General features: G+C 70.3%; 17 protein-coding genes. 8 read left to right on the top strand and 9 right to left on the bottom strand.

The annotated features are described in order from the left end of the window. Positions 1 to 77: 77 nt before the first annotated feature. From H7F49_RS16285 to H7F49_RS16270, 4 genes are all read right to left on the bottom strand, one after another. Positions 78 to 2501, bottom strand: coding sequence for a TonB-dependent receptor (locus H7F49_RS16285; RefSeq protein ID WP_235982259.1), 2424 nt, complete (start codon positions 2499 to 2501; stop codon positions 78 to 80). A 158-nt stretch (positions 2502 to 2659) separates the two neighbouring features. Further along, a complete protein-coding gene (locus H7F49_RS16280) occupies positions 2660 to 3358 on the bottom strand; it encodes a response regulator transcription factor (RefSeq protein WP_185684636.1) in 699 nt (232 codons plus the stop codon). Further along, entirely contained in the window at positions 3355 to 4593 is a 1239-nt protein-coding gene (locus H7F49_RS16275) for a sensor histidine kinase (protein ID WP_185684635.1), read from the bottom strand. The genes H7F49_RS16280 and H7F49_RS16275 overlap by 4 nt, the downstream gene beginning before the upstream one ends. 105 nt (positions 4594 to 4698) lie before the next feature. Next, a complete protein-coding gene (locus H7F49_RS16270) occupies positions 4699 to 5400 on the bottom strand; it encodes a glutamine amidotransferase (protein WP_185684634.1) in 702 nt (233 codons plus the stop codon). A gap of 188 nt (positions 5401 to 5588) precedes the next feature. Between H7F49_RS16270 and H7F49_RS16265 the strand changes: the two genes are divergently transcribed. Continuing rightward, the gene (locus tag H7F49_RS16265; protein ID WP_185684633.1) at positions 5589 to 6572 is read left to right on the top strand and encodes a bile acid:sodium symporter family protein; all 984 of its coding nucleotides are present in this window, start codon (positions 5589 to 5591) and stop codon (positions 6570 to 6572) included. A gap of 100 nt (positions 6573 to 6672) precedes the next feature. Here the strand turns inward: H7F49_RS16265 and H7F49_RS16260 are convergent, their stop codons facing one another. The 3 genes from H7F49_RS16260 to H7F49_RS16250 all read right to left on the bottom strand — a co-directional run bounded on the left by H7F49_RS16260 (position 6673) and on the right by H7F49_RS16250 (position 10911). Next, positions 6673 to 8097 carry a PepSY-associated TM helix domain-containing protein gene (locus tag H7F49_RS16260; protein WP_185684632.1) on the bottom strand — a complete coding sequence of 475 codons (1425 nt, stop codon included), beginning with the start codon at positions 8095 to 8097 and terminating at the stop codon, positions 6673 to 6675. Positions 8098 to 8108: 11 nt separating this feature from the next. Then, positions 8109 to 10391: a TonB-dependent receptor gene (locus H7F49_RS16255; protein WP_185684631.1), complete on the bottom strand. Its 2283-nt coding sequence runs from the start codon at positions 10389 to 10391 to the stop codon at positions 8109 to 8111. Positions 10392 to 10494: 103 nt separating this feature from the next. Then, positions 10495 to 10911 carry a hypothetical protein gene (locus H7F49_RS16250; protein ID WP_185684630.1) on the bottom strand — a complete coding sequence of 139 codons (417 nt, stop codon included), beginning with the start codon at positions 10909 to 10911 and terminating at the stop codon, positions 10495 to 10497. Positions 10912 to 11037: 126 nt separating this feature from the next. On the opposite strand from H7F49_RS16250, the gene H7F49_RS19625 reads away from it, so the two are divergent. From H7F49_RS19625 to H7F49_RS16220, 7 genes are all read left to right on the top strand, one after another. Next, positions 11038 to 11835 carry an ImuA family protein gene (locus H7F49_RS19625; protein WP_235982258.1) on the top strand — a complete coding sequence of 266 codons (798 nt, stop codon included), beginning with the start codon at positions 11038 to 11040 and terminating at the stop codon, positions 11833 to 11835. Beyond that, positions 11720 to 13303: a Y-family DNA polymerase gene (locus tag H7F49_RS16245; RefSeq protein ID WP_328806818.1), complete on the top strand. Its 1584-nt coding sequence runs from the start codon at positions 11720 to 11722 to the stop codon at positions 13301 to 13303. Before H7F49_RS19625 ends, H7F49_RS16245 begins: the two co-directional genes overlap by 116 nt. A 196-nt stretch (positions 13304 to 13499) precedes the next feature. Next, positions 13500 to 16715: an error-prone DNA polymerase gene (locus H7F49_RS16240; protein ID WP_185684628.1), complete on the top strand. Its 3216-nt coding sequence runs from the start codon at positions 13500 to 13502 to the stop codon at positions 16713 to 16715. Positions 16716 to 16877: 162 nt separating this feature from the next. Then, the gene (locus tag H7F49_RS16235) at positions 16878 to 17921 is read left to right on the top strand and encodes a hypothetical protein (RefSeq protein ID WP_185684627.1); all 1044 of its coding nucleotides are present in this window, start codon (positions 16878 to 16880) and stop codon (positions 17919 to 17921) included. Continuing rightward, the gene (locus H7F49_RS16230) at positions 17897 to 18436 is read left to right on the top strand and encodes a hypothetical protein (protein ID WP_185684626.1); all 540 of its coding nucleotides are present in this window, start codon (positions 17897 to 17899) and stop codon (positions 18434 to 18436) included. The genes H7F49_RS16235 and H7F49_RS16230 overlap by 25 nt, the downstream gene beginning before the upstream one ends. Positions 18437 to 18438: 2 nt before the next feature. Then, a complete protein-coding gene (locus H7F49_RS16225) occupies positions 18439 to 19776 on the top strand; it encodes a Xaa-Pro dipeptidase (protein WP_185684625.1) in 1338 nt (445 codons plus the stop codon). Between the two features lie 96 nt (positions 19777 to 19872). After that, entirely contained in the window at positions 19873 to 20268 is a 396-nt protein-coding gene (locus H7F49_RS16220) for a hypothetical protein (protein WP_185684624.1), read from the top strand. A 108-nt stretch (positions 20269 to 20376) separates the two neighbouring features. On the opposite strand, the gene H7F49_RS16215 is transcribed toward H7F49_RS16220, so the two are convergent. Then, entirely contained in the window at positions 20377 to 21852 is a 1476-nt protein-coding gene (locus H7F49_RS16215; protein ID WP_328806817.1) for a phosphomannomutase, read from the bottom strand. A gap of 387 nt (positions 21853 to 22239) precedes the next feature. Further along, a partial coding sequence (locus H7F49_RS16210; RefSeq protein ID WP_268958981.1) for a sugar phosphate nucleotidyltransferase occupies positions 22240 to 22729 on the bottom strand: 490 nt, incomplete at its 5' end.

Below are 22729 nucleotides of genomic sequence, written 5' to 3'. Positions count from 1 at the left end.
TCCGGGTCATGGGCTGATCCCCCGGGTCCGGAACCCCTCCGGCCGGCGGAAAACGGTCCGGCACGCAGCGATCCGGTTTACAGGGTCCAGCGCAGCCCCAACTCGATTGTGCGCGGTGCTCCCGGCGCGAAGAAGGTGGAGGACAGCAGGGGGCGTTCGCCCGCGATCACCGGCCCGGCAAAGGGGCGCGCCACGAACCGGCCCTGGGCATCGAAAGCCGTGGCGCCGAGCTGTGCGCCGCTCGCATAGTGGCGGTTGAACAGGTTGCGCACCGTTGCAAACAGGGTGAACCGGGGAGCCGGGCGCAGTTCGATCCCGGCGTTGGCCACCGCATAGCCGGCAGAATGCCCGGGCCCGAGGAAGTAGACGCCATCCGGCTGATGGCGGTTGTTCTCGTTCCCGCGGGCATAGGCGCCGGAGACGGCCATCACGTCGAGATCGAGCGACAGCCAGCGGGCGGCCTGCCAATGGGCCGCGGCCTTGACCGTGTGGCGCGGCAGCAGCGGCAAGCGGTCGCCGGGGCGGATCGTGATGGCACCATCAAACCCGGGAGCGGGTGCGTCGCTGGTGCTGTTCGCGCCCCCACCCACCTGCTCACCGGAGCGATAGGTCGCGTCGAGCAGGGTGTAGCTCGCCTGGAGGCGCAGGGCGCCCCAATCGGCATGGCCTTCGATGGCCAGACCCTGGCGGCGGGTCTGGCCGAAGTTGCGGAAATAGCCATAGCCCGAGGCCTGGCTGCTGACGAACAGGATATCGTCGCTGCTGGCGGTGCGGAACAGCGTGGCGCTGGCCGACCAGCCGCGCCCGGTCAGGTCCAGCCGCAATTCGGCGGTGCGGGCCACGACCTGGCGCAGCGGCGGATCGCCGGCCAGGGCATTGGGCAGGCGGCACGGGCTCGCCGGGTCGGAACAGCCGAGTTCGATCGCCGAGGGCGCGCGCGAAGCCTGGGACCAGGCCGCGCGCAGGGCGATCCCCGGGGTCGGTTGCCATTGCACGGCCGCGGACGGATTGAACCGCGTATAGACCGGCTGGCTGTCGAGCGAGCCGGTGCCACCACCCGGGGTGATCGCATCGCGGTTGCGCAGCCAGATCCGGTCATAGCGACCAGCCAGATCCACGCGGAGCTGGGGGCTGAGCGTAAGGCTGTCGGCCAGGTAGACACCCAGGCTGGAGGTGCGGGCCCGAAGATCGACCCGGGCGTCGAACGCGTTTTCGGAATTCTGCGTGCCGTCGGCGAAGGCGCCGGGGCCGCTAACCGGAAAAACCGTTCGATCATCCAGAAGATAACCAAATTGGCTGGTCTGGATGAAGTGCGCCCGGCTGTGAACGAAGCTCAGCCCCAGGGTGAGGTGATTGTCCAGCCCGCCGAGAGACGAGCTCCAGTCCGCCTCGACGCCACCGCCCAGTTCGTCCTGTTCGGTCCGCGAACGATTGAACAGGCCATTGCACTTCTCGTTCGGCTCTTCGTTTAGCAGCGCGTTGGCGATGCAGCGCCAGCGGGGGAAGGCGGTATTGGCCTGGCTCTCCCCGGCCAGCGGAAAACCGCTGTAGCCCGCGGACGCCAGCGCCGCACGCTCGGCGGCATTGGGCTGATAGAGGCTCTGGCCGAGCGCCTCATCATTGGCGTCGCCGTTGAGCGTTGCGGTCCGCAGGCGGCGCCAGAACAGGTTGCCCCGCAGGGTCAGGCGATCGCTGGCGCGGTGCTGTCCCTTCACGGCGATCAGTCCGGCGCGATTGCGGGTGTTGTCCGGAGCGGTGTAGATGCTGCGCCGGTCGGCGGCGAGCAGACGCTGCTCCTGCAGGCCATTGCCGTTCAGATCGGTGTCCGCATAGAGCCCGGTCAGGTCGATCCGGGTCGCCGGGCCGGACCAGCCCAAGCGGGCAAAGCCGCGGCTTGCGCGTGAGGGCGAATAGGCGCGCCAGCCGTCCTCGCGGAAGTGATCGGCGGTGGCGAACAGGTCGAATCCGCCGCCCACCTGTCCTCCCGCCGACCCGCTGACCGTGGCCCGTCCGAAGGATCCGCCGCTGGCCTGGAGCCGCGCGCCCGGGTCGCTGCGGCCGTCCTTCGTGCGCAGCACCAGCGCGCCGCCCAGGGCATTGCGCCCGAACTGCGGCGCCGCGCCCGAGACCAGGTCCATCCCGGCGATCGCGCCCTGCGGGATCAGGTCCCAGCTCACCACTTCCCCGAACGGCTGGTTCATCCGCACCCCGTCAAGAAAGACCGACAGCCCCTGCGGCGTGCCGAGCAAGGGGGAGGCGGTGAAGCCGCGATAGCTGATGTCCGGCTGGAGCGGATTGCCCTGGATTTCGTTGACGGTGACGCCCGGCGCGGTCCGGACGAGCTGCTCAGCCAGGCTGACCGCGCGCGAGGTGTCGATGTCCTGCGCGGTCGATGCGGTGGGAGCGGCGTCGCCAAGCGGGGTCGCGACCACCACGATCTCCCCATCGGCCGTGCTGTCGGTCAGGTCCGCCGCCATCGCCGGCAGCGGCAGCAGGATCATCGCTGTCCCTGCCAGCAAAGTGTTTGTCCTGCGCATAGCCTGCCCCCTCGCACCACCTTGGAGAGAGGCCTATCAGCCCGCCGCGTGGCGAACCTGAGCATGCGCTCAGGTCGACCCAAAGGATGAGATGGCCGAACGACGGTCAAGCCATCAAGGGATCACGCGATCGGGCTGCGCCGCCGCCCAGTGGCCCGTTCGAGGGCGAAGCCCTGGCCGCGCAGCGCGCGCACCGCCACCGGCACCCCGGCATCGGCCAACCGCCGTCGCAAGGTGCTGATCGCGACATCGACGGCATTGTCCGAAATCACCGCTTCGCTCCCCCAAACCGCACCGACCAGTTGGGTCCGGGGCACGATCCCTCCCCGTCGGGTCGCCAGTTCGGCCAGAATCGCGAAAGAGCGCGGATCGAGGCGCAGTGGCACGCCCTGCCACTGTGCCGCGGCGGCATCGCGGTCGAGTTCCAGGTCCTCCCAGCGCACCGGGCCCGGCCGCAGCCGTTCGCCCCGGCGGACCAGCACGGCGACACGGGCGACCAGTTCGGCAAAGGCGAAGGGCTTGGCCAGATAGTCGTCTGCGCCGGCGGCAAAGCCGTCGAGCCGGTCGTCCAGCGCGGTGCGCGCAGTGAGCATCAGCACCGGCAGGTCGATCCCCGCGGCGCGCACCTCGCGGCACAGGGTGAAGCCATCGGTGTCGGGAAGGCCTATGTCGAGGATCAGCGCGCGACACGTGCCGCGAACCAGCCGATCGAGCAGTCCGGCGCCGGTGCGCTGCCAGTGCACGTCCAGGCCCTGGGCAGACAGGCCCTGGACGATGGCCCGGCCGATCCCGACATCATCCTCCACCAGCACGACGGTCATGCCGCCGCCTCCAACGGCAGCACGATCGTCACCGCACAGCCTCCCGCAACCAGGTTGGCGGCGCGGATGGCGCCGCCATGCTGTTCCACCACCCATCGCGCCAGAGCCAGGCCCAGCCCGTTGCCGCCGCGACTGCGGCCAGCCTCAGCCTGATAGAAGGCATCGAAAATTCGCGGCAGGTCGGACTCGACCACACCGGGCCCGTGATCGGTGACGATGATCGTGGCCCGGTCGCCGGTCAGGCTGAGCGAGATTCCCAGTTGGCCGCCCATCGGTGAGAACTTGAGCCCATTCTCAATCACCGCGATCAGCGCCTGGCGCAGCCAGCGGGCATCGGCGCGGAGTGGAACCGGCTGATCCGGGGCTTCGAACGCCAAGGTGCATTCGACCGAGCGGGCCAGCGCCGCGCATTCGTCGCGGGCGGTGGCGATCACCTCGGCCAGATCGGTGGCCTCGCGGCGCAGTTGCAGCTGGCCGTTGTCGGCGCTGGCCAGCCCGAGCAGCTCGTCGATGCGATGGCCTAGCGAGACGGTGCCGGCCAGAACATGGCCCAGGGTCTCGCGCAACTCGGCCGGGGGCAAGCCGGGGGCTGCGAGGGCGATTTCGGCCTGGGCTCGGATCGCCTGAACCGGGGTGCGCAGTTCGTGGCTGGTCTTGGCGAAGAACAGCCGCCGCGAGGCATCGACCGCTTCGACCTGGCGGGTGCGCACTATGACCTCGTCGTGCAGCTGGCGGTTGCGCTTGGCCAGCAGCCAGGCTCCCGCCCCGGCACAGGCCAGGACCAGTGCGGCAAGCAGCGTGGCCAGCACCGTGGCGCGGTTGTGCAATCCGACCAGCCGGGCACGGGCCTGGTCCACCTCCCGTGCCTCGCGCTGCTCGATCACTGTGGCCAGGCGGCGCACCGCGTTACGCTCCTGCGGCGCCAGGGCCAGCCGGCGAAGCTGGTCGAGCCGGATGAGCTCGGCGGTGACGCGGGCGGCCTCCAGCTCATCCGCAGAGGTCAGCCGCTGTTCGGCGCGGATCAGCGCGGCGGTCTCGTCCAGCGCCGCCAGCAGGGCCGGCGGTGGTGCCCCCGCGTCGATCAGGGTGGTGATCCGGGTGACGGCGGCGGACTGCCGTTCGGACAGGCGGGCCAGATCGAACTGACGGTCGGCCAGCCGCGAGGTCAGGGTGAAGGCGATCAGCAGCGCGGCGAGGGCGGCCACCAGCCCGCCGAACAGGACGGCAGGCAGCAACAGGGAAGAGGCGGGGCGGCGGCCGGTCACAGGCATGGGGCTTAACACCGCAGGCAGGTCCGCGTCACGCGTGCTTAGGGTCGACCGGCCGCTCCGGCTAAGGGATCAGTCCGTCAGGTCCGCCAGCCATTCGGCGATCATCGCCCGACCGGCGGCCACTGCCCCCGGGCCATGCGCGGCGTGGGCCGCGCGCAGTGCCGGTTCGGTCACGCCGGCCCGGGCCAGCGTCGCTTCCCCTTCCTCGAGCCAGGCCTCGAACCGGGGATCCTCGCCCATCTCGGCATGGAACTGCAGGGCCAGAAGGTTCGGACCACGGCGGAAGGCCTGGTGGGGGTAGAGCGGGCTAGAGGCGAGCAGCTCGACCTCGTCCGGCAGGTCGAAGGTGTCACCGTGCCAGTGCAGCACGGGCACCTCGGCCAGGTGGCGCAGCGGACTGTCCGGAGCGTGGACCGCCACCGGATGGAACCCGATCTCCACTTGCGGACCGGCGAAGACCGGCGCGCCCATCGCCGCGGCCATCATCTGGGCCCCGAAGCAGACGCCCAGAGTGGGGCGATCGGCGGCGATTCGCCGGGCCAGGCGGCGCAGCTGGCAGGTGATCCACGGGTGCTGATCCTGTTCGTAGACCCCCATGGGGCCGCCCATCATGATCAGCAGGTCCGGCTCGGCCAGATCGACCGACGGGAAGGCGGGATCGGCCACATCGATCCGGTCGATGGCATAACCCGCGGCCTCGATCGGGGCGCGATAGGCGGCGACCCCCTCGTAGGGGACGTGGCGGATGATCAGGGCGCGCTTGGCAGTCATGCGATGCTCGGTGCTTGGCGGGTCAGGATCGTGGCACTTGCGGGCGGAGGGAGACCAGCCCCGGCCGGTCCATAATCTCAATCAGTACGGTAGAGTTAACAGCAATTGTAGTCCGGCTGGAAGCAGGGCTTGCCCCCGGCGCGGCCTTCGCGCGTGACGGCGCGCGCGGAACGGGGTAGCGCGCGACCATGCTGACCCGTCTCAAGTCTGCGCTCGATCCTTACATCCTGGCCCTGCTGGGGGTCGTTGTGCTGGCCTCGCTGCTGCCGGTGCGCGGCGAGGTGGCCCGGCTCGCCGACGGGCTGGCCAATGCCGGGATCGTCCTGCTGTTCTTCCTCCACGGCGCGAAACTCTCGCGCGAGGCGGTGATGGCCGGGGCGGGGCACTGGCGGTTGCACCTGGCCGTGCTGGCGATGACCTTCGTGGCCTTTCCGCTGCTCGGTCTGGGGCTCGCCGCGTTGCCCGGGCTGCCGGCGGGGATTGCCTCGGGCCTGCTGTTCCTCACCCTGTTGCCCTCCACCGTGCAGTCCTCGATCGCCTTCACCTCGGTCGCCCGCGGCAATGTCGCGGCAGCCATCTGCAGCGCATCCTTTTCCAACCTGATCGGCATCGTCGCCACGCCCGCGCTCGTCGCCCTGGCCATGCACGCGGTGCCGGGTGGCGGGGTCTCGTTCGATGCGGTCCGCAAGATCGTGCTGCAGCTGCTGGTGCCCTTCGCGGCCGGGCAGGCGCTGCGCCCGCTGGTCGGCGGCATCGTGGCGCGGCACAAGGCCGTGATCGGTCTGGTCGATCGGGGATCGATCCTGTTGATCGTCTACACGGCCTTCAGCGCGGCGGTGGTGGAAGGGCTGTGGCGCGATGTTCCGCCAACCGCGCTGGCGGCGCTGCTGGCCTTGTGCGCGATCCTGCTCGGGCTGGCCCTGGCGCTGAGCTGGTGGCTCGGCCGCGCGCTTGGCTTCGTCCGGGCTGACCGGGTGGTCCTGCTGTTCTGCGGATCGAAGAAAAGCCTGGCCACCGGGGTGCCCATGGCCGGGGTGCTGTTTCCGGCGCCCCTGATCGGACCGATCCTGCTGCCCCTGATGCTGTTTCACCAGATCCAACTGATCGCCTGCGCCGTGATCGCCCGCAACTGGCCGGATGATCCGGGCGAAGCGGGCCGCGCGGCTGCCTGACCCGTCCGTCCTCCTTGGGCACCGTCCGGCTCCCCCGCCGTTGTTGCGGGGCGCCGCCCCCGGGGATCGCGGCGGCGCTGATCCCCGGGGGGAACAGGGCCTATCCTGCCGCGGGCCGCACTCCCAGCCAGGCGCCGATCCGGGGCAGGCGCGGCAGGACCAGCCGGTCCAGCACGATCACCCCCACCAGCGACAGCGCCAGCAACGGCAGGACCGCCGCGAGCAGCACGACCGCGGGGACGAGCCGCGGCAGCATCGACCGCTCCGGCAGGGGTGGTGCGCCGAGCCGGTCGGCAGGCTTGCGCCGCCGCCACATGACGAAGCCGCTGACCGACAGGGTGACGAGCATCAGCGCGGTCAGCACGCCGATGGCCTGGTTGATCGCGCCGAACAGCGCCCCTTCGTGCCAGGCCACGCCATAGCCGACGACCCGGTCGATCGGATGGCTGTCGGCAAAGGTCTCGCGGCGCTTTTCCTTGCCGGTCATGGCATCGTAGACGATCGTCACGCGCAAGGGACGGTTCGGCGTATCGGACCGCACCACCCAGTCGTGGCCCTGGCCCTTGCCGAACCGGCCGGGTGCCCCGGGCGGGGCGACCAGCACCGGGAAGGGCAGGCGCTCGCTGCGGGCCAGCGCGACGATCCGCGACAGCCGTACGTGTTGCATCCCGGGCATGGCCGGGATCGAGCCATCGGACGCCGCGTGGTTCATGCCGGGGTCCATGCCCTTCATTCCGGCCATCATCGCCGCGTGATCGTGTTCGGCATGCGGGTCTACTGCATCGGGCGCGCGGCCGCCGATGGTCCAGTCCTGCGCGCCCTTGACCCAGCCCAGTTCGGTGCGGACCGTCTTGAAGGCGCTGCCCCAGACGTCCGCCCAGGGCAGCCCGGTCAGCAGCAGGACCAGCGCCAGGCCCGAGACCCAGAACCCGGTGACCGCGTGGAGATCGCGCCAGGCTGCCCGCCGTCCCAGGGTCAGGCGGGGCCAGATCACCCCGGCCAGCCCGCGTCCGCGCGGCCACCACAGGATCAGCCCGGTGACGATCATCACGATCGCCCAGCTCGCCGCCAGTTCCACCAGCCACGAACCGCGCTTGCCCAGCAGCAGCTGGCCATGGATGTCATGGACCAGCTGCATGATCCGTGTGTCCGGATCGAGCGCCCCCAGCACCCGGCCCCGGGGCGAGACGAAGACATCGCGCATCGCGCCATCGGGCAGGGCCAGGTGGATCATCGCGGCGTCCCCCTCCTGCGCCGGGACGCGGTAGGAATGGAGCCGCCCCCCCGGGAATGCGGCCAGCGCGGCGCGGACCTGTGCGTCGGGGGAGACGGCCTCGGCGATCGGCAGGTTCTGGAAGGCGCGCTCCTCCCAGCGTTCGACCTGCGGCTTGAACAGGTAGACCGCGCCGGTCAGCGCCAGGACCAGGATCATCGGGATGACGAACAGGCCGGCGTAGAAATGCCACCGCCAGATCGTGCGGTAGAGCGTGGTGGCCGAGGCGGAGCTGCTGTTGGTGATGCTCATCGCGGCGCTCCTCACAGCCTGGCCTTGAGATCGACCACCAGGGTGCGCTGTGGCAGCGGGTGGGCGACATAGGCGCGGTAGTTGAACAGGTTGTCGATTCCAGCGCTCAGCTCGAACTGGCTGGTGAAGGCCCAGGACAGCCGCGTGTCGAACAGCAGGTATTCCGACTGGAAGCCGAAGGCCCGGCCGCGCTGGAGCCCGAGCAGGTCGGAGTTCGGGCGCGAGCCATAGCGCCAGCCGAGCGAAGCGCGCAGCGGTTCGGCCAGGCGGTAGCGCAGGTTGCCGTTGGCGCGCCAGGCCGGGATCCGCGGGAACTGCACCCCTTCGGCCCTTGGATCAGCGCGGTTGCGGCGGGTGCGGGCGCTCATCCAGGCCAGGTTGGCGTCCAGGTCGAGCCCCTTCACCAGCACGTCATGGCCCTCCACGATCAGCTCGACCCCGTATTGCCGCACCAGGTCGACGTTCTGGAATCCGCTGAACAGCGTGTTGTCGGGCAGGGTGCCCTGGAAGCTGAACACCGCATCCTTCACGTCCTGGAAAAACAGGCTGGCCGTGGCCCGCAGCGGCCCGAAGGCGCGGCGCAGCAACAGACTGGCATCGCGCGACCGCTCGGGCCGGAGGAACGGGTTGAAGCTGGTCGCGATCAGGTTGCCGGTGGTGTCCTGGCTGCCCTGGAACAGTTCGCCCACGGTGGGAAAGCGCGTGGCCAGGCCGAGGCTGAGCTGCGCCTCGAGCCCGCCCGGCAGCGCGCCCTGGAGGCTCAGCTTGGGGCTGATGGCCGCATCGGTCCGGTCCGCGAAGCGGGCATCCGTGCGGTTGCCCGCCACGGCCGTGCCCAGCCCCCCGGAAAAGGCGCGCCAGCGATCGTAGCGCAGCCCGGCGGTCAGCACGACCTCCGCGCCGAGATCGATCGCATCCTCGGCCCACAGCCCCCAGAAGCTGGTCTTGCCATAGCTCGAATTGGCATAGGCCGCGCCTGCGGCCGTGCGCCAGTTGGTGACGCGGTAGGTGTCGGTCGAGGTGGCATAGTGGTTCGCGTCGGCGCCGAAGGCCAGCTTGTGCCCGCCCAGCCGCCGCTCGATGCTGAGCGCCCCGGTGTACCAGCCCGGGTTGTTGCCGATGGTCACGCGTCCGGCGCCGCTCGCCGCGCCGGTCAGATAGTCGTTCGAGGCGCGCACGTCCTGCTTGTCGATCCAGAAGCGCGAGAGGTTGATCGCAACGTCCCATCCCGCCAGCGGGCCGGCCAGCTTGAGCCCGGCAAGGTACTCGGTGCGGCGGGTGGTGGAGAAGGTCAGGCCCGAGGCGTTGTAGGTCACCCCGTTGAAGCTGACATTGCCCTGGTAGACCGGGGCGCCGGTGACGCTGTTGACCAGCCACGAGCGCGGATCGGTCAGGTCCTGCCGGGTCTGCCACAACACGCCGAGCGCGCTGATCTCCCAGCCGCCCGCCGTTTCGTAGCCGATCCGCAGCCGGGCCTGGTCCTGCGCGACGTCGACCGGCGAGGCCGCGCCGAACACCGCGGTTTCGGCATTGGCGGCCAGCCCTGCGGGACGGATCAGCCGGGGGTCGACGAAGGCTCCGGTGACCGTGGCCGTGGCCGCGCCGGTGCCGCGCTGGAGCAGGTTGTAGGTCATCGACTGGCCGGTGTTCTCGAAGTGGCGGAAGCTGGCGCGGACCGACCAGGGGCCGTCCTTCTGCTTGTATCCCAGCGCGCCCTCCACGCTGTAGCCGCGGAAGGTCTGGTCGAATCCGTATTCCTCGAACGGCATCAGCATCGTCTGGACCGTGCCGGTGGCCGACCAGCCCTCGCGCGGGGTCTGGGTGGTGACCGAGATCACCCCGCCCATCGCATGGCCGTTGTAGCGGGCGGAATAGGGGCCATAGACGATATCGAACTGGCGCACCTCGGCCGGGCCGACCACGTTCCACTTGGGCGGGAAATCGAACCGGTTGCCGAGGAAGTTGGACACCACGAAGCCGTCGACCAGCACGATCGTGCGGGCGCTCTGCACGGTGTTGGCACCACGCATGGCGACCACGGCGTTGTCATCCCCGGCGAAGCGCTTCCGCACGAAGAAGTTGGGGGTGTACTTCATCAGGTCCTCGACGTTGATCGCGTTGATCGCGTCGAAGTTCTCCTGGTTGAGCGAGATCGCCAGCCCGCGTGGGACCACCGTGACCGGGGTGTCGGTCTGGCCGACGACGATGATGGTATCGGCTTCGGCAGTGTCAGCGGCGTGGACGGGAGTTGTGGTCAGCAGCGCCGTGGCGACGGCGGCAAGCGAGGTCTTCATGGGTTGGCCCCTGGAATGGGAATGCGTCTGAAGTCTCCGCCGGGCGGGCGGAGGCATGGGTCGGACCGGGTGGATCTGTCAGGCGATCAGGCCGGTCAGGCGATCAGACGAGGGCCGGGGGCGCGCGCAGCGGCGGGCGCAGATAGGCCGGGCGCGAGGCGCCGGGCCGGGGGCTCGGCACGAAGCCGAGCAGGACGATGAAGGCCAGCGCCAGGGCCAGCAGCACCGGATCGGCTCCGCCCAGCAGGGCCAGGTTCAGCGCGCCATAGGCGCATCCCGGCGTGGCCTTGGATCCGTCCGGATCGCCCGGATGGGGGGCGGCGTCGGGCTTCATCGGGATGGTGATCGCCTGGGGCGCGGCGAGCCCGCTGGCATCGTTGCACAGCCGCACGGTGATCGCGCGCGCCCCGGTTTCGACCATGTAGCCGGCTGGGACGATGGCCTTCAGGCACAGCGTCGCGGCCAGGACCAGCAGGGCCAGGGCACGATGACGCAGCAGCAGGGCGCGAAGCACGGACATGCGGCCGGGCGCATAGGCCAATCGGCCGGGCTTGTCATGCCCGAAGTGGGGCAACCCTGCCCCATTGGCCGAAAGGATAGCCCCCTCTTGATCTCTCCCACTCCATAAGAACATAATAGGAACATCATGAGAGTCGCGCCCACCCTTCCGACCGATTCGGGTCCCCTGCCGCCCGCGCCCGATCCGCGCCGCTGGGCCAGCGGGGTGGCCTCGCTCGACGCGGCGCTGGGCGGCGGCTTTGCCCATGGCCGGGTGCACGAGTTCTATGCCGCGAGCGAGGCCGACGCCGGGGCCGTGCGCGGCCTGGCGGTGGGGCTTGCCGCGGGCATGACCGGGGATCAGGCCAGCGTGCTGTGGCTGCGTTCGTCGCGCACGCTGGGCAAGGCCGGGGTGCTCCAGGCCAGTGGGTGGAGCGACCTGGGCGGAGCGCCGGGGCAACTGCTGCTGGGGATCGTCCCCGATACGCTGACCCTGCTGCGCAGCGCCGCCGATGCCCTGCGCAGTGCCGCGCCGGGGCTGGTGGTGATCGAGGGCTGGGGCCGCCTGCCCGAGCTGGACCTGACCGCCAGCCGCCGTCTCGCGCTCGCGGCCGAGCGGTCCGGGGTGACCCTGCTGCTGCTGCGGATCGAGGCCCAGCCGGTGCCGAGCGCGGCCCAGACCCGCTGGCAGGTCGCCTCGGCCCCTTCGCAGGCGCTCCCCGGCCAGGCCCCGGGCGCGCCGACCTTCGACCTTGTCTTGCTGCGCCAGCGGGCCGGTCCCTGCGGACTCGACTGGCGGCTGGAGTGGCATCGTGAGCAACGCACGTTCCGTGAGGCGCCGCTACCTGGCGCTGTGGTTTCCGTTCCTGCCGGCCGATCGCTGGCGGATCGAACAGGGCGCCAGCGGGGAGGACCTGATCGCGCCGCCGTGCGCAGCGCCGCCTGAGGCCGGAGCCCCGCCGCCGCTGGCCTTCGTCACCCGCGTCGGCGGGGCGCTGCGGCTGGCGGCGGTCGACCGGACGGCGCAGCGGCTGGGAATCGTCGCCGGGCTGACCCTGGCCGATGCCCGCGCGCGCCACCCGAACCTGGCCGTGGCGGACATGGATCCCGAGGCCGACCGTCACCTGCTGCAGCGGCTGGCGCGGCGCTGCCAGGGCTGGTCGCCGCTGGTCACCCCGGTTCCGCCCGATGCCGTGGTGCTGGACAGCGCCGGCAGCGATCACCTGTTCGGCGGCGAGGTGGTCCTGGCCGGGCTGGTCGAGGACAGCATGGCCGAACTCGGCCTGACCTGCCGCCTGGCCCGCGCCGATACGCCCGAAGCGGCGCTGGCGCTGGCCCGCCACACCCCCGGTCCCGCCACGGACGAAGGCGCCGCGCTGCGCGCCCTGCCGGTCGCCGCGCTGGGGCTGGATGCCGAGGCGACGCTGGCGCTGCGCCGGGCGGGCCTCAAGACCCTGGGCGATTGCGCCGCGCGCCCCGCCGCCAGCCTGGCCGCGCGGTTCGGGGCCGGGGCGGTCACCGCGCTGCGCCGTCTGCTGGGGGACGAGGCGCGCCCGATCGCGCCCATGGCCCAGCCCGCACCGCTGCGCTTCGAACGCCGCTTTGCCGAACCGGTCGCGCACGAACGGGCCGTGGCCGCCTGCTTCCACGACCTGCTGCAGGAGGCCGCGGGCGCGCTGGAGCGGCGCGGGCTGGGCGGGCGGCGCTTCCGCCTGGTCCTGCTGCGCAGCGACGGCGCGCGCCACCGCCTGCAGATCGAAACCGGCGCACCGACCCGCGATCCCGCGCTGGTGCTGCGCCTGTTCGATGAACGGATCGGCACGCTGGCCGATCCGCTCGATCCCGGGTTCGGCTATGACAGCATCGTGTTGGGCATTCCCCTGGCCGAGCCGCTGGCGGCGGTGCAGCCCGCGCTCGACGGGCGCGAAAGCGCCGCCGCGGTCCTGGCCGAGCTGATCGACCGGCTGAGCACGCGGCTGGGCCCCGGCGGGCTGCTGCGGCTGGTCCCGCACGACAGCCACATTCCCGAGCGCGGCCAGCAGGCGGTGCCGGCCAGCCAGGTCTCCGCCCCGCTGCGCTGGCCCGCGCCGCCCCCGGGCGAACCGCCGCTGCGGCCGATCGTCCTGTTCGATCCGCCCCAGCCGGTCGAGGTCATCGCCGAGGTGCCCGATGGCCCGCCGCACCGCTTCCGCTGGCGCCGCCAGCTCCACGAGGTGCGGCTGTACGAAGGCCCCGAACGGATCGCTGCCGAATGGTGGCGGCGGCGCGGCGGCGAGGGACTGGGGCAGGGCGGCCTGACCCGCGACTACTACCGGATCGAGGACGCGCACGGCCACCGCTACTGGCTGTTCCGCCACGGCCTCTACGACGAAAAGCCGGCCCCGCGCTGGTACATGCACGGGCTGTTCGCGTGAAGGGGCGGGGTGCCTTGGCCCTCTCCCCTTCAGGGGAGAGGGTTGGGAGAGGGGGGCGCGCGGGCTCGCCCCTCTCAACTCCGGCTAGCCGGCAGGCCGGCAAGCCTGCGTATCTCTCCCCTGAAGGGGAGAGAGCGGGTGAGGCCAGTGCCTCAGTTCCCTATGGGTGGAAGGTGGCCCGAAGAGGGATTCCGGAATGACCCCACCCCCCTTCGCCGAGCTGGTCGCCGCCACCAGCTTCAGCTTCCTGCGCGGCGCGAGCCAGCCCGGCGACATGGTGCTGCGCGCCGGGCAGCTCGGCATGGCCGGGATCGGGATCGCCGATCGCAACACCGTGGCCGGGGTGGTGCGGGCGCATATCGCGTGGAAGGATCTTGGCCTGAAGGATCAGGGCCTGCGCCTGCTGGTCGGGGCGCGGCTGGTCTTTGCCGATGGCACGCCCGACGTGGTGGCCTATCCCGCCACGCGCCGGGGCTGGGGGCGGCTGACGCGGCTGCTCACCCTGGGCAACCGCCGCGCCGACAAGGGCGAGTGCGAACTGCATCTGCCCGACCTGCTGGACCATGCGGACGACCTGCTGCTGATTGCGCTGGAGGCGGATGCGGCCCTGCTGGGCACGCTGCGTGCGGCCTGCCCGGACCGGGTCTGGCTGGGCGCGACGATGCTGCGCGGCGGGGCCGATGCGCGGCGCCTGGCCCGGCTGCGCGCGCTTGCCGCCGGGGCCGGGGTGCCGCTGCTCGCCACCAACGACGCGCTGTATGATCAGCCCGAGGCGCGGCCGCTGCACGATGTGATGACCTGCATCCGCGAGGGCACGACCGTGGCTACCGCCGGCCGCCGCCTGCTCGCCAATGCCGAACGGCACTTGAAGCCCCCGGCGGAGATGGCGCGGCTGTTCAGGGCCTGCCCCGAGGCGATCGCCGCCAGCGCCGACCTGCTCGCCCGCGTCACCTTCACCCTCGACGAGCTGCGCTACGAATATCCGCACGAGCCGGTGCCGGCGGGCTGGACCCCGCAGGACTGGCTGGAGCACATGGTCCGTACCGAGGCGGCCCGGCGTTTCCCGGAGGGTCTGCCCCCGCGCTGGCAGGCGACGATCGACGATGAGCTGGGCCTGATCCGGGCCAAGGCCTACGCCCCCTATTTCCTCACCGTGCACGACATCGTCCGCCACGCGCGCAGCCTGGAACCCCCGATCCTGTGCCAGGGGCGGGGCAGCGCGGCCAATTCGGTGGTCTGCTACCTGCTGGGGATCACCTCGGTCGATCCGGTGGCGAACAAGCTGCTGTTCTCGCGCTTCCTGTCCGAGCAGCGCGACGAGCCGCCCGACATCGACGTGGACTTCGAGCACGAGCGGCGCGAGGAGATCATGCGGTACGTCTATGCCCGCTATGGCCGCGAGCGGGCGGGGATCGTCGCGACGGTGATCCATTACCGCCCGCGCAGCACGATCCGCGAGGTGGGCAAGGCGCTGGGCCTGACCGAGGACGTCACCGCGCGGCTGGCCGGCACGATCTGGGGGCAATGGGGCCGCGACCTGCCCGAGGAGCGGGTCGAACAGGCCGGGTTCGACCTCGCCAATCCCGAAATCGCCCGGCTGAAGGCGCTGGTTGACCAGTTGCTCGACTATCCGCGCCACCTGTCGCAGCACGTCGGCGGTTTCGTCCTGACCGAAGGGCGGCTCGACGAGCTGGTGCCGATCCACAATGCCGCTATGGCGGACCGCACCTTCATCGAATGGGACAAGGACGATATCGACGCGCTGGGGCTGATGAAGGTCGACGTGCTGGCGCTGGGCATGCTCACCTGCATCCGCAAGAGCTTCGATCTGCTCCGCGCCGAGGGGCTGGGCGATCACGATCTGCAGCATGTCCTGCTGGAGGACCCGGAGACCTACCGCATGCTCCGCCGCGGCGACAGCATCGGCACCTTCCAGGTCGAAAGCCGCGCCCAGATCGCCATGCTGCCGCGGATGAAGCCCAGGGAGCTCTACGATCTGGTCATCCAGGTGGCGATCGTGCGGCCCGGCCCGATCCAGGGCGGGATGGTCCACCCCTATCTGCGGCGGCGCAATGGCGAGGAGGCGGTGATCTTCCCCAGTCCCGCCCCGCCGCACGATCCGCACGAGCTGCACGAGGTGCTGGGCAAGACGCTGGGCGTGCCGCTGTTCCAGGAGCAGGCGATGAAGCTGGCCATCGTCGCCGCCGGGTTCACCCCGGCCCAGGCCGACGGGCTGCGTCGGGCCATGGCCACCTTCCGCAACCGCGGCACGATCAGCCATTACCAGACCCAGCTGATCGAGGGCATGGTGGCGCGCGGCTATGACCGCGACTTCGCCGAGCGCTGCTTCGAACAGATCAAGGGCTTCGGCGAATACGGCTTCCCGGAAAGCCACGCCCAGGCCTTTGGCTGGCTGGCCTATGTCTCGTCATGGCTGAAGTGCCGGCACCCGGCGGTGTTCACCTGCGCGCTGCTCAACAGCCAGCCGATGGGCTTCTATGCCCCGGCCCAGCTGGTCCGCGACGCGCGCGAGCACGGGGTGGAGGTGCGCCCCATCGACATCAACGCCAGCGCCTGGGATTCGACGCTGGAGCGGCGGGCCGACGGGGCGCTGGCCCTGCGGCTGGGGATGTCGCGGATCGACGGGTTCCGCCAGGCCTGGGCCGATGGGCTGGTCGCCGCGCGGGCCGAGGCGCCGTTCGTCAGTGTGGAGGACCTCGCCCGCCGCGCCGCGCTGCCGCCCCCGGCGCTGCGCAAGCTGGCCGATGCCGATGCCCTGGGCTCGCTCGGCCATTCGCGCCGCACCGCGCTGTGGGAGGTGCGCCGCACCCCGCCCGACGAACTGCCGCTGTTCGCCTTCGCCGCGGCTGCCGAACTGGGGGCCGAGCCCGATCCGGCGCTGCCCGCGATGACGGGGGCCGAGGAGGTGGTGGCCGATTACCAGACCACCCGCCTGTCGCTGAAGGCGCATCCGCTGGACTTCCTGCGCGCGCGGCTGCGCGGCGAGGGCGTGCTGACCTGCGCCGAGGTCAACGCCGCGCCCGAGGGACGCCGGGTGCGCACCGCCGGGGTGGTGCTGACCCGCCAGCGCCCGGGCAAGGGCAATGCCGTGTTCATCACGATCGAGGACGAAAGCGGGATCGTCAACGCGCTGCTCTGGGCGCGCGATCTGGAGCCGCAGCGCGCCGCGGTGATGGCGGCGCGGCTGATGCAGATCGAAGGGACAGTGCAGCGCAGCGACGAGGGCGTGGTCCACCTGATGGCGCGCCGCATCACCGATCGTTCGACCCTGCTCGACCGGCTGGGCGAGCCCGAGGACGATGGGCATTTAGGGCGCGACCCGATCCCCGCCTCGGTCCGCCGCCACCCGCGCGATGTGCGCGTGCTGCCGAAGTCGCGGGACTTTCATTGAGGGGGTAGGGCTCGTCGGATCGCTGAGCTCTCTTTGCGCAAGCGCTGCCAGAAAAGACAGAAGCGCTGGCAATCTCTCGAAAAGGGTAGCGGATAAGCCACAAGGACAATGGTGCCGAGTTTTTGATCCTGTTTTGTTCTGTCTCCAGCCAGGGAGACAGCCATGCCATGTCCCGCCCCATTCACCGGCCGATCCGCCGATCAACAGGCCTTCGCCCATTACCTCCGCACGGGAGAACGGCTGACCCGCACCGAATGGCTCGCCCGGCACGAGGTCAAGTTCAACCCGTGGCACGATCGCCTGGGCCGGTTCACCTTCGGTCCGGGTGGAGCGGCACCGGATCGAGGGCCCGCCAGCCCTGCGTCCCGATCTCCGGCGACATCGCCCGCTGCGACGCGTCCGGTCCGCCAGAGCCGCAGTCCCACGCCGAAGCCTCCCGCGTCCGGTTTCAGCAGCAAACTCGTCCGCAACGCCGTGGCATCCGGGACCAGCACGGCCGACACCTATTTCGAGCTCAACAAGCGCCAGGCCTGGCTTGAGCGGCTTCGCGCCCAGGCCGGACCCCACCCGGCGCCCGCCGTGGCAGCGGACCTTGCCGACTTCCAGACCAGGCTCGACGCCAATCGCGCCCTGCTCGACAAGCGCTACCGCTTCGCCGATGCGCAGGTGCTCGAACTGGGCCGGAGCGGCCTCGCCCCGCTCGACGTGGCGGCAGGGGCCGCCAGGATCGCGACCGGTCAGGCGACCACCAGCGATTATCTGGCCGTCGCCGGGGCCCTGCCGGTGGGCGGCATGGTCGGCAAAATCGGGAAGGCGGCCGAGACGGTGGGGGCTGCCGGACGGCTCGCCGAGCCGCTCGGCGGTGCCTACCGCGTGGTGCGCAAGCTCCAGCCCAACGGCAACCATGCGCATCACCTGATTGCCCAGCGCTTCAAGGCCCTGCCGAAGTGGGAAGCGCCGACCATCTCGATGCTGCCCGCTGATCATCAACTTACCATCAGTTGGGGCAAGGGCGGCCAGTCGGATCGGTACACCCGCCTGGTGAATGGCCGGATCCAGAAGCAGGGCATTATTGCCGCCATGCAAATGGATGCCCGCTTCATCCGCCGCAAGCTGGGCAACAAGTACGATGCCGCCATCGAACAGGCCATCGCCTATGGCCGCAGCATAGGATACAAAGCATGGCTTATCAGATTTTTCCGCTGAAGGGCTTTGACGGCATCGAGTTCGGGATGACCCGCGATCAGACCCGCACCCGGTTTTCCATGCCACCCTATGAAGATGACCTGCGCGACGGGATGGAGCCTCGCGACTGGTACTTCGATCTCGGGATCCGTCTGGAGTACGATCTGGAGTACCACCTGCAGGCAGCTGAGTTCTTTGCGCCTGCCCAGCCGGTTTTCAACGGAGTCAACATGCTGAGCCTGACCGTTGCCCAGGCCCATGCCATGCTGACGGCGCTCGATCCAAGCACGGTGGACGACGGCGACGGCTCGAAAGCCTATGATCTGGCCATCGGCACCTGGTCAGAGGATGAGGACGATCTCGGTCGGGACGCGCCCCTGACCACTTTCCTGATCGGCAAGACGGGCTACTACGACGAATTCCGGCCAGGCGCCCCGGAAATGGATATCTGGGACATCGGCGACAAGCTAGGAGACCTTGGCAGGGAGATCGTTCGCGAGGACTATGGCGAGCGGCCCTACCCCAAGAAGGAGTGACCATGCGCGGCACATCGCAGGGACGTCGTTTGGCGAAGCAGGCTTTGGGCGGCGCGGTGGCTCTCCTGCTGCTGTCCGGTCCGGGATATGCCGAGCCGGTTGCGACCGCAGCGCCAGCCTCGTCGCTCTATGTCCGCGCCGGTCGCCTGATCGATCCCGAACGCGGCGTGGTCGAGGCCGCGCGGCTGCTCAGGGTCGAGAACGGCCGCGTTGTCGCGATCGCCCCCGACACCGGCGCGCCGCTGCCGGCCGGGGCTGTGGTGGTCGACTGGTCGGGCTACACCGTGCTCCCGGGGCTGATCGACATGCATGTCCACCTCGCCGATGCCGACCAGACCAACAACCCGGCCGAGCCGCTGCTCCATTCGCCCATGGAGATCGCCTATCTCGGCGCGCGCAATGCGCGGGCCACGCTGCTGGCGGGGTTCACCACGGTCCACGATGTCGGATCGTACCGGGCCTTTGCCGATGTCGAGCTGCGCAACGCGATCGACCGCGGCGACGTGATCGGGCCGCGCATGTCCGCGGTTGGCGCCTATGTCACCGCACCGGGCGGCGGCGGCGAGGTCACCGGGCTGGCGCCCGACGTGATCCTGCCAGCGGACTTGCGCGTGGGGGTGGTCTCCTCCCCGGCCGAGGTCCGCCAGAAGGTCAATTACCTGTTCCAGCATGGCGCGGACTCGATCAAGCTGATCGCCACCGGCGCGGTCTTCGCGATCGGCACCACGGTGGGGCAGCAGGAATTGAGCGAGGATGAGATGCGGGCCGCGGTCGAGGTCGCCCGGGCGCGCGGCTCGTGGGTTACCGCTCACGCCCACGGGGCCGAGGGGATCAAGGCCGCGATCCGCGCCGGGGTGCGCGGGATCGAGCATGCCAGTCTGATCGATGACGACGGCATCGCGCTCGCCAAGGCCAGGGGCGTGTTCCTCGACATGGACATCTACAACGGCGACTGGACCGACGAGGTCGGCCGGCGCGAGCACTATCCCGAAGACTACCTGCGCAAGAACACCGAAACCACCCAGGTCCAGCGCGAAGGCTTCCGCAAGGCGGTCAAGGCCGGGGTCAGGCTCGCCTTCGGCACCGACGCCGGAATCTTCCCCCACGGGCTCAACGCGCGCCAGTTCCCCTACATGGTGCGCTGGGGGATGACGCCCATGCAGGCGATCCAGGCCGCGACGGTGACCAGCGCCGAGATGCTGGGCTGGAGCAAGGATGTCGGCGCACTTTCGCCAGGCCACTATGCCGACATGGTCGCGGTCAAGGGCGATCCGCTCACCGACATCGGCGTGCTGGAGCGGGTCGCGCATGTGATGAAGGGCGGGGTGGTGGTGAAATAGCCGGCTGACCGGTTTCCTGTCGGTCGATATACGAATCGGGAAGGCGGTGGACTGGCAGGCCTTCCTCTCGATCGAAGACCAGGGTGACAGCAAGCCATGCGGACCAACCTTGAATTTCGTGCCGCGACGTTCCTGGCGGAACAGTCTGATGATGGGGTCCAGGGGGAGATCATCGCGCGGTATCTGGCGGATCGGCTGCCCGATCATGGCTTCACGGTTGATGGGGTTTCCGCTGAAGACTGGGGCTGGCGGGTCTCATTGCAGAATGCGGCCTTCCCCTTGTGGATCGGGTGCGGCCATTATCAGGAGTTTCCGGACGGCGTGCTGTGCTTCATCGAGCCGTCACGACCATTTGTCCGGCGATGGTTCAAGAAGATTGCGACCGGGGAACGGGTCGAAGACTTGGCCAAGGCTGTGGAAGTCATCGTTCGGGCGAGCGGCCGAGCCACCGATATCCGCTGGTGGACCGAGGAGGAGAATGTCCGGGGCTGACGTCCGCCCACTTGTCCGGACCGAACAGCGGCGTCGCGGTATCTCCAGGTTGGTTCTGGTGCGGGCGTCAGCCCGGTCGCGGGCCCGCCTCCGCCCGCACCTTATGCCTCACACCACCGTCGCCACCACCTCCAGCGCGGCACGGTTGAGCTCCTGCGCCGCGCCCTGGTCCTCCGCCTCGGTGTAGCAGCGCAGTTCCGGGGCGTTGCCCGAGCCGCGCAGGTGAATCACCCGGGCGTTGGCGAAGGTCAGGCGAACGCCGTCGGTCAGGTCGATGGCGGTCAGTCCCGCCCCGGCCACCGGCGCGAAGGCCGCGTCGAGATGGACGTGGCGGGCGGCCTCGTCCTCGGGCAGGAGCCAGACCATCAGGGCATCGCGGCGTTCGGGGACGAAGGCCTCGATCCGGTCGCTGAAGGTCACGCGCGGGGGGAGGCCGTCAAGCAGCTCGCGCAATGTCCCCGATCCCGCTGCGACCAGCGCGGCGACGATCGGCAGCACCGCATCGCGGGTCGGCAGCGCGCCGAGCCGCCGGCCTGCGCGATCGAGCGGTGAGGCGAGCAGGAACCCGCCATTGGCCTCATAGCCGCCGACGGCCCCCTCGCCGTTGGCCAGCGCCGCATCCATGGCGGCGATGACGAAGGGTGAGCCGATCCGGGTGCGGTGCACCCGGGCAAAGGCGCCGCACTTTTCCACCAGGGTGTTGCTGCTGACGGGCGTGACCACGGACGACAACCCCAGCGCACGGGCGCAGAGCACGCCCAGCACGTCGCCGCGCAGCCATTCGCCGGTGTGGTCGGCCAGCAGCGGCCGGTCGCTGTCGCCATCGGTCGAGGCGATCGCGTCGAACCCGTGGCGCTCTGCCCAGTTGCGGGCGAGCGCGATATCCTCGGCCCGCACGGCCTCGGTATCGACCGGAATGAACCGTTCGGCCCGTCCCAGCGGGGTTACCGTGGCGCCGAGTGCGGTCAGGATCTCGACCAGCACGTCGCGGCCGACTGCGGAGTGCTGGTAGACCCCGATCCGCCGCCCTTGCAGCGCCGTGTCGCCGAAGAAATCGACATAGCGCGCAACATAGCCCGCGCCGATGGGGGTGATCTCGGGCAGGGGACGCGGCGCATCGAGCATGCCCTCGGCGGTCCAGCGCGTGCGGTCCAGGTCCACCACCTGCCGGGTGATGCCGGGTTCGTCGGCCTTCAGGATCTCGCCATGGGGGCGGTAGAACTTGATGCCGTTGCGATCGTCGGGGATGTGACTGCCGGTGACCATCAGCGAGGGTATGCCCCGGGCGAAGGCCCAGTCGGCCAGCGCCGGGGTCGGCACGAAGCCACAGAACACCGGCTCGCCCCCGGCATCGCGGATCGCCTCGGCACAGGCGGCCAGGATGCGCGGCGTGCTGGGGCGCAGATCGCCTGCCAACGCGACGCGCCCGCCGGGTTGCCAGGCCTCGTCCTCGATCAGGAACTGCAGGAAGCCGGTGGTGTAGGCATAGCACACCCGATCGGTCATGGCCGTCACCAGTCCGCGCGCGCCGCTGGTGCCGAAGGCCACGCCGGACTGCTGCATGATCTCGGAAACGATGGCCAAGGTCGACCTCATCGGTTGTGTCGGGGGGCGGAACCGGCGTATCGCCGGCCCCGTCGTCATGGACTGCGCGCCTCTTAGTGCCCGTGTCCGCAAGATCAAGCCATGGCGGGCGGGGCGGGCCAGGCGGGCAGCGCCCCTGCCGGACTCTGTCCTACTCGGAAGACTTGTGGCCAGATCGCGGCCATGTCCCGATCCGTCCCGCCGTTTCTCTCGCCTGGTCCGGGCATCCTTCGCGGGGCCGTGACCGGCTGTGCTGCGAAAGGTCACACGCGTGCCCGGCCGATGGCCGGTCAGGTGCTTTCCGGACAAGCCTTTTTCGGCCTGGCTGGCGGGCACAAACGCCACGCGCAAGTGTCAACGGACCGGCGCCCAAGGCACCCCGCCAGGTTACTGGTTGCTGGCGCCGTGCAGCTTGCCGACCTTCTGCGCGCCGGCGGCACTGGTGACCAGGATCTCGCCCTGATCGACCACGATCATCACGTTCTCCAGCCCGATCACGTTCACGCGCGGGCCATCGGTATCGACCAGGACATGGCGGCAGTCGATCAGTTCGGCCGGGCCGGTCACGTGGTTGCCGGCCGCATCTCGGGCGCGCGCCTCGTGCAGGGCTTCCCAGTTGCCGATGTCGGACCAGCCCATCGCGGCCGGCACCATGGCCGCGCGATCGGTGTTTTCCATCACCGCATAGTCCACGCTTTCCGAATGGATCTGCGCGAAGGCGGCGGGATCGGGATGGAAATGCGCACCATTGCTGCGCCCGCCCGCCACCGCCGCGCGCGCACCGGCGGCGATCTCGGGGCGGTGGCGCGCCAGCTCGTCCAGGAAGAAGCCGGCCCGGAAGGCGAAGATGCCGCCATTCCAGGCATAGTCGCCCGAA

Source organism: Novosphingobium aerophilum, assembly GCF_014230305.1.
Lineage (GTDB): Bacteria > Pseudomonadota > Alphaproteobacteria > Sphingomonadales > Sphingomonadaceae > Novosphingobium > Novosphingobium aerophilum.
Note: the sequence above shows the minus strand (reverse complement) of the source record. Positions and strands in the feature narration are given on the sequence as shown.

What these genes read in the sequence shown, in the direction of transcription:
- H7F49_RS16260 (WP_185684632.1), bottom strand. Translation starts at nt 8,097, where the DNA reads ATGAGCATCACCAACAGCAGCTCCGCCTCGGCCACCACGCTCTACCGC.
- H7F49_RS16250 (WP_185684630.1), bottom strand. Translation starts at nt 10,911, where the DNA reads ATGTCCGTGCTTCGCGCCCTGCTGCTGCGTCATCGTGCCCTGGCCCTG.
- H7F49_RS16285 (WP_235982259.1), bottom strand. Translation starts at nt 2,501, where the DNA reads ATGATCCTGCTGCCGCTGCCGGCGATGGCGGCGGACCTGACCGACAGC.
- H7F49_RS16220 (WP_185684624.1), top strand. Translation starts at nt 19,873, where the DNA reads ATGCGGACCAACCTTGAATTTCGTGCCGCGACGTTCCTGGCGGAACAG.
- H7F49_RS16240 (WP_185684628.1), top strand. Translation starts at nt 13,500, where the DNA reads ATGACCCCACCCCCCTTCGCCGAGCTGGTCGCCGCCACCAGCTTCAGC.
- H7F49_RS16265 (WP_185684633.1), top strand. Translation starts at nt 5,589, where the DNA reads ATGCTGACCCGTCTCAAGTCTGCGCTCGATCCTTACATCCTGGCCCTG.
- H7F49_RS16270 (WP_185684634.1), bottom strand. Translation starts at nt 5,400, where the DNA reads ATGACTGCCAAGCGCGCCCTGATCATCCGCCACGTCCCCTACGAGGGG.
- H7F49_RS16255 (WP_185684631.1), bottom strand. Translation starts at nt 10,391, where the DNA reads ATGAAGACCTCGCTTGCCGCCGTCGCCACGGCGCTGCTGACCACAACT.
- H7F49_RS16230 (WP_185684626.1), top strand. Translation starts at nt 17,897, where the DNA reads ATGGCTTATCAGATTTTTCCGCTGAAGGGCTTTGACGGCATCGAGTTC.
- H7F49_RS16235 (WP_185684627.1), top strand. Translation starts at nt 16,878, where the DNA reads ATGCCATGTCCCGCCCCATTCACCGGCCGATCCGCCGATCAACAGGCC.
- H7F49_RS16225 (WP_185684625.1), top strand. Translation starts at nt 18,439, where the DNA reads ATGCGCGGCACATCGCAGGGACGTCGTTTGGCGAAGCAGGCTTTGGGC.
- H7F49_RS16280 (WP_185684636.1), bottom strand. Translation starts at nt 3,358, where the DNA reads ATGACCGTCGTGCTGGTGGAGGATGATGTCGGGATCGGCCGGGCCATC.
- H7F49_RS19625 (WP_235982258.1), top strand. Translation starts at nt 11,038, where the DNA reads ATGAGAGTCGCGCCCACCCTTCCGACCGATTCGGGTCCCCTGCCGCCC.